We start from the raw sequence: 8,780 nt of genomic DNA, 5'->3' as shown, positions 1-8,780 counted from the left end.
ACGCGCACGACTCAAAATCGTGTTCCGTAAGGAGTGCCGGTTCGACCCCGGCCACCGGTATCATCTGACAGTATGCCAAAGCTGTCAAATCAAGACTCTAACGTAAAGTTAGGGTCTTTTTGTTTTTTACTTTAATTGATTTACCTTATGGAATATAAGCAAAGATATCTTAGTATCTGAGTTAATAACAATAGTTGTGGCATGTTTAGAACATAAGTGGATTTTAGCATAGTAGATTGATGATTGGATGTTGTCTTATATATAGCGTTAGCTTAAGAACTTAGAGTAATAACGAATTGTTCCTATCTTGTAATTTTATAAATATCATTTATAAGCAGTTCAGTTTGATTCAAAGTTATAAGAGGTTACAATAAACATTGTATAAAAATAAATTCTTCGTACAGAGAATCTTATGAAATTTTCATCAAGCTCTGACAAGAAGGAATAACTTCTTAGGAAAGAACAAAACTAAAGCTTACAAAAATATTTCATATAAAGGGAGTGCTATTCATGCGTGCGGTTATTATTAATGAATATGGTGATAAAAATGTATTGCTAGAGCAAGAATTGCCGAAACCTGAAATAAAACCAAATCAGGTGCTTGTTGAGGTGTATGCCACTTCTGTTAATCCGATTGATTGGAAGCTTCGTGCGGGTTACTTAAAGCAGATGCTCGATTGGTCATTTCCAATTATTCTTGGTTGGGATGTTGCCGGTAAGATAGTTGAAATTGGAAGTGAAGTGAAGAATTATCAAGTTGGGGATGAAGTTTTCGCGCGACCGGATACTACCGCTGCAGGCACTTATGCAGAATTTACGGCTGTGGATGAAGAATTACTTGCCAAAAAGCCTAGCAACCTTACATTTGAAGAAGCTGCCTCTATTCCATTAGCAGGCTTAACTGCTTGGCAGTGTCTAGTGGACAATACAAAAGTCAAGCAAGGTGATAAAGTATTGATCCAAGCTGGAGCTGGTGGGGTAGGAAGTATGGCTATTCAAATGGCAAAACATTTGGGTGCCTATGTTGCTACAACTGCGAGTGAAAAAAATGAAGCATATGTAAAAGAGTTAGGTGCTGATGAAATCATTAATTACCGCACACAGCAATTTGAAGACGAATTAAGTGATTATGATGCAGTCATTGATACAATGGGCGGCGATATCTTAAATAAAAGCTTCCAAGTTTTAAAGCCCGGCGGCAGACTTGTAACGATTGCGGGACAACCTGATGAGTCATTAGCAGAAAAACATCAAGTAACGGCAAGCTCCTATTGGTTAACGCCAGATGGTAAGCAATTAGGTGAATTAGGAGAATTACTTGAGAAAGAAATTATTAAGCCTCAAGTTGGTCATGTATTCGACTTTTCAGCAGAAGCTTTACAAGAAGCACATGAATTAAGTGAAACGCATCATGCCAAAGGTAAAATAGTGATAAAAGTTAAATGAGCGGTATGATCCCGTGTACCCAATAATGATTCACTATCATTATTGGGTATTTTCATTGTAGGTGGGGTAATTCTTGATTGATGATATGTTACCAATTACTACGGTTAATCGGTGAGAAGTAATCGTGGTTTCCCATGCATTAATGTAATAATGATTTCTTCTGTAAGGAATGCCGGTTCATCCCGGCCACCAGTATCACCTGACAGTTTTCCAGAGCTTTGAAATCAAGCCTCTAACGTTAAGTTAGGGTCTTTTTTTGCGTTCATTTATGTTCGCCGCAAAATAATTAAGATAGTATGCGCGTCGGAGGTAATAGTAACTAGCCGAAAAGCTTTGACAGTGGAAATACTCCCAAATAGAAAAGAAGCAAAACATTTGATGACAAAGAAATGTAGTCTTGTAGGAGGATTATTCTATATGGCATGAATCAGATTTGGAGTAATCTTTTTTTTATAAGAAAAGAAGGAGTTAGGCGAATACTTTCACCTAACTCCTCCTGATTAATTTATTTTCTCAGCTTTATGAAAAGAAGGTACTTCCAAATCGACAACCAAGTTCTCTCTGCTATTTTTTCTCCCTTTCCAGAAGAACAGAGCAGTGATGATGATTGTCATGATGAAGCCTCCTGTATGTGCTGCCTGATAGGACAAGCCAAGACCAAGATTACTATCATATAGTATATAAGTTAAAACCATATCGGTAATGAATACCGCTGGAATTAATGCGATGAAGTAATTTTTCTTTTTTACAAACAGATACATGGTGCCTATCCAAAGAGCAAGTGCTGCAGTTCCTTGGTTGGCAAATGAGAAGTAGCGCCATAAAATATTAAAATCAATGGTGGTTAACCAGTAGGAAACGACAAACAAAGGAATCGCAATTGCTAACCGTTTTGTCATTTTGGTCTGACTCAAGCTGATATAATCAGCTATGATATTACGTGCGGCACGGAACGCTGTATCACCAGAGGTAATTGGTAACACTACTGCACCAAGAACGGCTATGGTACCGCCAACTGCTCCTAGTAAGGTCATGCTAACTTCATTAACTACCAGGGAGGCTGTCCCCTCATTTATTAATCCTTGAAGACTTTGGCCATCAAAAATAGTCATTGCGGCGGCGGCCCATATCATTGCAATAACACCTTCGGCAATCATCATACCGTAGAAAATGTAACGGCCTTGTTTTTCATTTTGTGTTGTTCTAGATATGAGCGGTGATTGCGTTGCATGAAACCCTGATAAGGCACCACAAGTAATCGTTAAGAATAGTATTGGGAAAATTGGCAGATCCGCTGGATGCATATTCGTTAATGATAATTCAGGGATTGTATAGCCTCTAATAAACAATGCTGCACCTACAGCAATTGTACCAATGATTAATAGCGCACCAAAGTAAGGATAGACGCGGCCAATAATCTTATCGATTGGGAGAATGGTAGACAAAAAATAATAAGCAAAGATAACAAGAATAATAGCTATCAAGGCAACTCTGCCATCAATTAAATTATGCAATAATGACGCTGGTGTCGTAACAAATACTGTGCCAACAAGTAATAACAGCAATAAAGCAAAAATGTTCACTAAGTGACGGGAGACTTTACCTAAAAATCTTCCGGCAAGTTCTGGAATATGAGCACCTCGGTTGCGAATTGAAATCATACCAGTTAAGTAATCATGTACAGCTCCAGCGAAGATAGAACCCAGCACGATCCATAAGAATGCTACAGGACCATATAGTGCGCCCATAATTGGACCAAAAATGGGACCGGTACCGGCAATATTTAATAATTGGATTAATGCGTTTTTTTGTTTGTTCATTGGTACATAATCTACACCATCTTGGTTAGCGTATGCTGGTGTCTGCCGATCTTCATTCGGTCCAAATACTTTCTCAACGTATTTTCCATACGTAAAATACGCTGCAACTAATGCTATAATCGCAACAAAAAATGTAATCATATCCTATCCCCTCCAAAGTTCCAATTGTAAACGTTTACATAATTGTATAACAAAAGACTTTATGAGAGAAGGAAAAAATTTTTATTTTGTATAAGTATTCGAGAACGTTCTAGATTTACACTACTTGTTTCTTGAATTTTATGTAAAAGTACGGCGATTCCGCTTTGATATTTCCTTTCTCCTCGATTGTTTATTTTGTAAAATGTGAGGAAACTAAACGGATAGTGTTCATTTAAGCGGAACAACGTATAGTTACTAATTTGTTGAAAGCCGACCAGGATTCTAACAATAGTTAGAGTCTTTTTTGTTTTGGATGTATTTGTTTGGAGTAACATTCGATGGGATTCAGATGGTAAGATGAAGCTATACAAGAAACTGGGGAGAAATAAAATTATGGATAAAATTATGATTGTGGAAGATGACTTGAAAATTGCGGAGTACTTAAGATCCCATATAGAGAAATACGGATATGAAGTGGTAATCGCTGCAGATTTTGAAAAGATTATGGATACATTCCTCGATGTACAGCCTAAGCTTATTTTACTGGATATCAATCTGCCTAGTTTTGATGGCTATTATTGGTGCAGGCAAATCAGGAAAGTGTCCATTTGCCCGGTGATTTTTATATCCGCTCGGACTGGTGAGATGGATCAGGTGATGGCGATAGAGAATGGTGGGGATGACTTTATCACAAAGCCCTTCAATCCGGATATTGTCATGGCGAAAATCAGAAGCCAAATGCGGCGTGCTTACGGGGAGTATGCAGCAAAGCTTGAGGAAAGAGTGCTTATCCAGGAAGGATTACAATTTTATCCGGAACGATTGGAGCTGCGGTTTGGGAATGAATCAACACAATTAACTAAAAAAGAATCAGACATCATCGAAAGCTTGCTGGAGCGTTTTCCCCGAGTTGCTGGCAGACAGGATTTGCTGGCAAAATTATGGGATGATCAAGCCTATGTGGATGAGAATACCTTGAATGTGAATATAACTCGCGTTCGTAATAAGTTCCAAGAAATAGGGATTGAAGATGCTGTGGAAACGGTCAGGGGAGCAGGATATCGTTTGCGCATTACTTGGAAAGAGGAGAAAGCATGAAATTATTCCTTCGCGAGCATATACTGCTCATTGTGGTGCAGCTCTTACAATGTGTAATAGTATCAGCACTTTTTTGGCTGGATGGCTATCGCAATATTAGCGTGAGTCTATACGCTATTTTCCTATCGTTACTTTTAATAACAGTATTCCTTTGCTACCGATATTTTAGCCGAAGAAAATTTTATAAAAGGTTACACCATTCGCTGACAGCACTCGATGAATCGTTAGAGACTACCGAACGGGCACCTATTTCAGAAGCGCTCGATCAATTACTCGCATCTCAGTATCGCTTATATCAGGAAGAACTTCTTAAAGGAGAAGATAGACAGGACGAGCATTTGATGTTCATGGATCGTTGGGTCCATCAAATGAAGACGCCGCTCTCTGTCATCGAATTAACGGCTCAAACGCTGGACGAACCAGAATCGTCCAGTCTTCGGGAGGAAACGGACCGGATGCGGGCGGGATTGAATACAGTTCTCTATTTAGCGAGGCTTCGTACCATTACAGAAGATTTTCATATCAAGCCTGTCGTCCTTTCCAAGCTAATCCATGAAGTCAATCAAGAAAACAAGCGATTTTACATACGCAACGAAGTATATCCAGTATTAAAGGAAGAGAAAGCAGGAGCAATGGTGGAGACAGATGAAAAGTGGCTATTCTTTCTGTTATCACAGCTGATACATAATGCCGTTAAATACTCTGCTGGAAAATCAAGTCAACTTATTCTTTCTGTTTATGAAAGGTTAGGGGAATTGGTACTGGAAGTAAAGGACTTTGGAATTGGTATTCCTGTTGTAGATCAGAAACGTATTTTCAATAAGTTTTATACCGGTGAAAATGGCAGGAAATATCGCGAGTCTACCGGAATGGGGCTGTATTTAGTAAAAGAGGTCACTGATAAACTGGAGCACCGTCTGGAGATGGAATCAACCGTAGGTAAAGGAACAGCAGTCCGGATTATATTCTCCAAGACACAAAACCTTACAACAATGTAAGATTCGTGAAAGCATAATCGATGGTAGGACTTGTACTGCTCAGGCTATGCTTAGATTAAGCATTAGAGAGGAGAATGGATTATGCTCAAGCTAACAAAAGTCAGTAAGATTTATGAAGGTAAGGTTGCTTATAGAGCTCTTACAGATATCGATCTAGAAGTAGAAAAGGGTGAATTCGTTGCCATTATGGGGCCGTCGGGCAGCGGAAAAACAACTCTTTTGAATATCATTTCCACAAACGATGCACCGACAACTGGGCAGGTAGAAATTGATGGACAGCAGCCGCATCAGCTCAAGAAGAATGCATTGGCTAAATTTCGCCGTAATCAACTAGGATTTATCTTCCAGGACTTTAATTTATTGCATACACTTACTGTTCAAGAAAATATAATTCTGCCACTCACATTAGATGGTGTCCGTGCAAGCGAGATGCAGAATAAAGCACAGCAGATAGCGAAGAGTCTGGGTATCGGGCCAATTATGAATAAGCGCACATATGAGATTTCCGGTGGACAGGCACAGCGGGTTGCCATTGCCAGGGCGATGATCCATGAGCCGAAAATGCTGTTAGCGGATGAGCCGACAGGAAACCTTGATTCGAAAGCTGCCAAGGATGTCATGAAGATGCTGGTATCCATCAATGAAAGAAATAAAACAAGCTTGTTGATGGTAACGCATGATCCGCAAGCTGCCAGTTATTCTGATCGTGTTGTGTTTATTCGGGACGGGAAGCTGCATTCCGAGATTCACAGGGGAGAGAGCAGACAAGCATTCTTCCAGAAGATAATCGATATGCTTTCACTGATGGGAGGAGAGGGCAATGAATTTTCGTCAATTCGCGTTTAGAAATGTTCTGCGCAATAAACGGCTGTATATTGCTTACTTCCTCAGCAGTATGTTTACGGTGATGGTATTTTTCACATTTGCAATCTTTGCTTTCCATCCAGCTTTTTCGGAGGGATCTGTTAATAAGTATGCAATATTTGGAATGGCTGTCGCAGGCGGAATCATTTATATATTTTCTTTCTTCTTTATCTTGTATTCGATGAGTTCATTCTTACAGTCAAGGAAGAAAGAGTTTGGCTTGTTGATTACTTTAGGAGCTTCCGATAAGCAAATACGGCTTATGGTATTTTTAGAGAATATCTTAATAGGTTTTTTCGCAACAGCTGGCGGAATTCTGATTGGATTGGTATTCGCAAAATCTATCCTTTTAATTGCTGAGAATATATTAATAATCGATGCATCACTTGATTTTTATTTCCCGGCATTGGCGATTGTCGTAACATTTGTCAGTTTCATCTTTCTCTTTTTCTGTATATCGGTTTTGGTTGCGTTCATTTTACGTACAAATAAGCTGGTCGATCTCATTAAAGGAGATAAGCAGTCCAAAGGAGAACCGAAAGCTTCTATCGTTCTTTCTATCCTCGCGGTGTTCTTGCTAATTGCAGGATATGGTACTGCTCTTTACGTGAAAGGTGCCAGTGTTGTCTTTGTAATGATTCCAGTTATTATCGTGGTGACGCTGGGAACATACATCTTGTTTACGCAATTAAGTGTGTATTGCATTCGTCTGATGAAAAAAAATAAATCAATCTTCTGGCGGAAGACCAACATGCTGCTTTTTGGTGACTTATCGTTTCGAATGAAAGATAACGCTAGAACATTTTTTATGGTTGCGATTATATCAACCGTAGCTTTTAGTGCCATTGGCTCATTATATGGATTTCAATCTTATCTTACAAAAGGGATAAAGGAGATTAATCCATATACGTATACGTATAGTCCTTTCCTGGACGATAGTGAAGAAATTATCGAGCAGGATATTCAGCAGATTAACTCTATAATAGATGAAGAAAAAATAGACACGGAAATGGAAGAAGCGGAGTTAGCTTATTTCGACACAACTGCGGAAGAATCATCTGTTTTAATAGTTAAAGCTTCTGATTACAACCGATTTGCTGCATTAATTAGTGAAAAGGAATTGCACCCAGAGGAAAATGAGGCAATCGTTGTTGAACAAAGTGATGCGGTTATAACGGGAGGGCAGAAAGCTAGTGACATATTGATGACATCCAGCGTCCAGCTGGAAAACGGACAAGAAATTCAACCGAGTAAAACAGTAGAGTCTGCAGTAGGCTTAGGCATAACAGGTTATTATGTAGTGAATGATAGCACTTATACTGAACTTGGAACACCAGGAAGGACAGATTTCACGGCTGCATGGAATGTACTAGACGGAAACGATAATCAATTGATTGAAGCTGGTAGAAAGTTAGAGGATCAAGTAGAACACAAGGTGTTTGCTGTTGATTATAATCTTTATGAAATTAATAAAGCATATGGACCAATTTTATTTATCGGCCTGTTTATCGGAATTGTGTTCTTTGTCTCTGCTGGAAGCTTTCTTTACTTCCGCTTGTTCACGGATATTGATGGAGAAAAGCGCAAGTTCCAGTCAATTGCCAAAATTGGTTTGACACAATCAGAATTAAAAAAAGTAGTGAACCGGCAAGTTGCCATTCTGTTTTTCTCACCGATTGTGATAGCACTTGTTCACGGTGCCGTAGCACTTACCGCTTTATCGCGCTTGTTTAATTACAATTTAACAGTAGAATCTGCTTTGGTTCTGGGAAGCTTTGCGGTAATTCAAGTACTTTATTTCTTGGTTGTACGATTTATCTATGTGAAAAATGTGATACGAACAGTCTTTTAGTAATGGTCTTTATTTATGTGTTATAAAGAAATAACATAGAAGTATAAGACTGGAATGATGGGATAGACGATGCCGTTTCCTTGGATTAAAAATTAATAGACTCTCATTATGATAGAGAAGTGTAAAACTGCTGGATAAGGGATCCGGCAGTTTTTTTATCGGGAAACAATAGTAAGGGAAGAAAACGGGATGCTATTATATATGGTATTTTTAGTATAATGTTGAGGTTTAAATATGTTAGAGGCATTGCATTTCTATCAAAGTGGGAGGATGTGCGGGACTTGGAGTTATTCTGTTGCTAGTTGCCAATCATCTTTATATTCATGTAAAATAGAGTTGCATGATTTAGAAATAGAACGTAAAGTCTTCGATAGTGAAATTAAGAAAAAGAAAGTAACAAAAAAAGATCTAGTTATTTTTCGATTATGTATTGCATTTCCTTTCTGGAACATATATAATCTAACTTGTCCTTAAGAAAAGCGACATCATACATAATTGGTCTGGTGGTAATAGCGAAGAGGTCACACCTGTTCCCATGCCGAACACAGTAGTTAAGCTCTT

Annotated in this window: 6 protein-coding genes and 1 rRNA gene; 6 read left to right on the top strand and 1 reads right to left on the bottom strand. The window is 38.7% G+C overall.

Annotation, left to right across the window (positions count from 1 at the left end; genetic code table 11):
• Positions 1-510: 510 nt before the first annotated feature.
• On the top strand, positions 511-1,446 hold the full coding sequence (locus AE2B122_RS18900) for an NADP-dependent oxidoreductase (protein ID WP_175075026.1): 936 nt from the start codon (positions 511-513) through the stop codon (positions 1,444-1,446).
• A gap of 500 nt (positions 1,447-1,946) precedes the next feature.
• On the opposite strand, the gene AE2B122_RS18895 is transcribed toward AE2B122_RS18900, so the two are convergent.
• Positions 1,947-3,407 (bottom strand): carbon starvation protein A, encoded by a 1,461-nt coding sequence (locus tag AE2B122_RS18895; RefSeq protein ID WP_175075025.1) that lies wholly within the window; start codon positions 3,405-3,407, stop codon positions 1,947-1,949.
• Between the two features lie 393 nt (positions 3,408-3,800).
• Here AE2B122_RS18895 and AE2B122_RS18890 point away from each other — a divergent pair, with 393 nt between their 5' ends.
• The 5 genes from AE2B122_RS18890 to rrf form a co-directional block, all read left to right on the top strand.
• A complete protein-coding gene (locus AE2B122_RS18890) occupies positions 3,801-4,505 on the top strand; it encodes a response regulator transcription factor (protein ID WP_175075024.1) in 705 nt (234 codons plus the stop codon).
• Positions 4,502-5,503 (top strand): sensor histidine kinase, encoded by a 1,002-nt coding sequence (locus AE2B122_RS18885; protein ID WP_175075023.1) that lies wholly within the window; start codon positions 4,502-4,504, stop codon positions 5,501-5,503. Before AE2B122_RS18890 ends, AE2B122_RS18885 begins: the two co-directional genes overlap by 4 nt.
• 81 nt (positions 5,504-5,584) lie before the next feature.
• The gene (locus AE2B122_RS18880; protein WP_095220846.1) at positions 5,585-6,349 is read left to right on the top strand and encodes an ABC transporter ATP-binding protein; all 765 of its coding nucleotides are present in this window, start codon (positions 5,585-5,587) and stop codon (positions 6,347-6,349) included.
• Positions 6,324-8,219 carry an FtsX-like permease family protein gene (locus AE2B122_RS18875; RefSeq protein WP_175075022.1) on the top strand — a complete coding sequence of 632 codons (1,896 nt, stop codon included), beginning with the start codon at positions 6,324-6,326 and terminating at the stop codon, positions 8,217-8,219. Before AE2B122_RS18880 ends, AE2B122_RS18875 begins: the two co-directional genes overlap by 26 nt.
• 499 nt (positions 8,220-8,718) lie before the next feature.
• Positions 8,719-8,780 (top strand): 5S ribosomal RNA (gene rrf / locus AE2B122_RS18870); the annotation flags it as partial.

The organism is Terribacillus sp. AE2B 122 (genome assembly GCF_902497585.1).
Classification (GTDB): Bacteria; Bacillota; Bacilli; order Bacillales; family Amphibacillaceae; genus Terribacillus; species Terribacillus saccharophilus_A.
The sequence above is the reverse complement of the archived record's forward strand: the minus strand, read 5'-3'. Positions and strand labels throughout refer to the sequence as shown.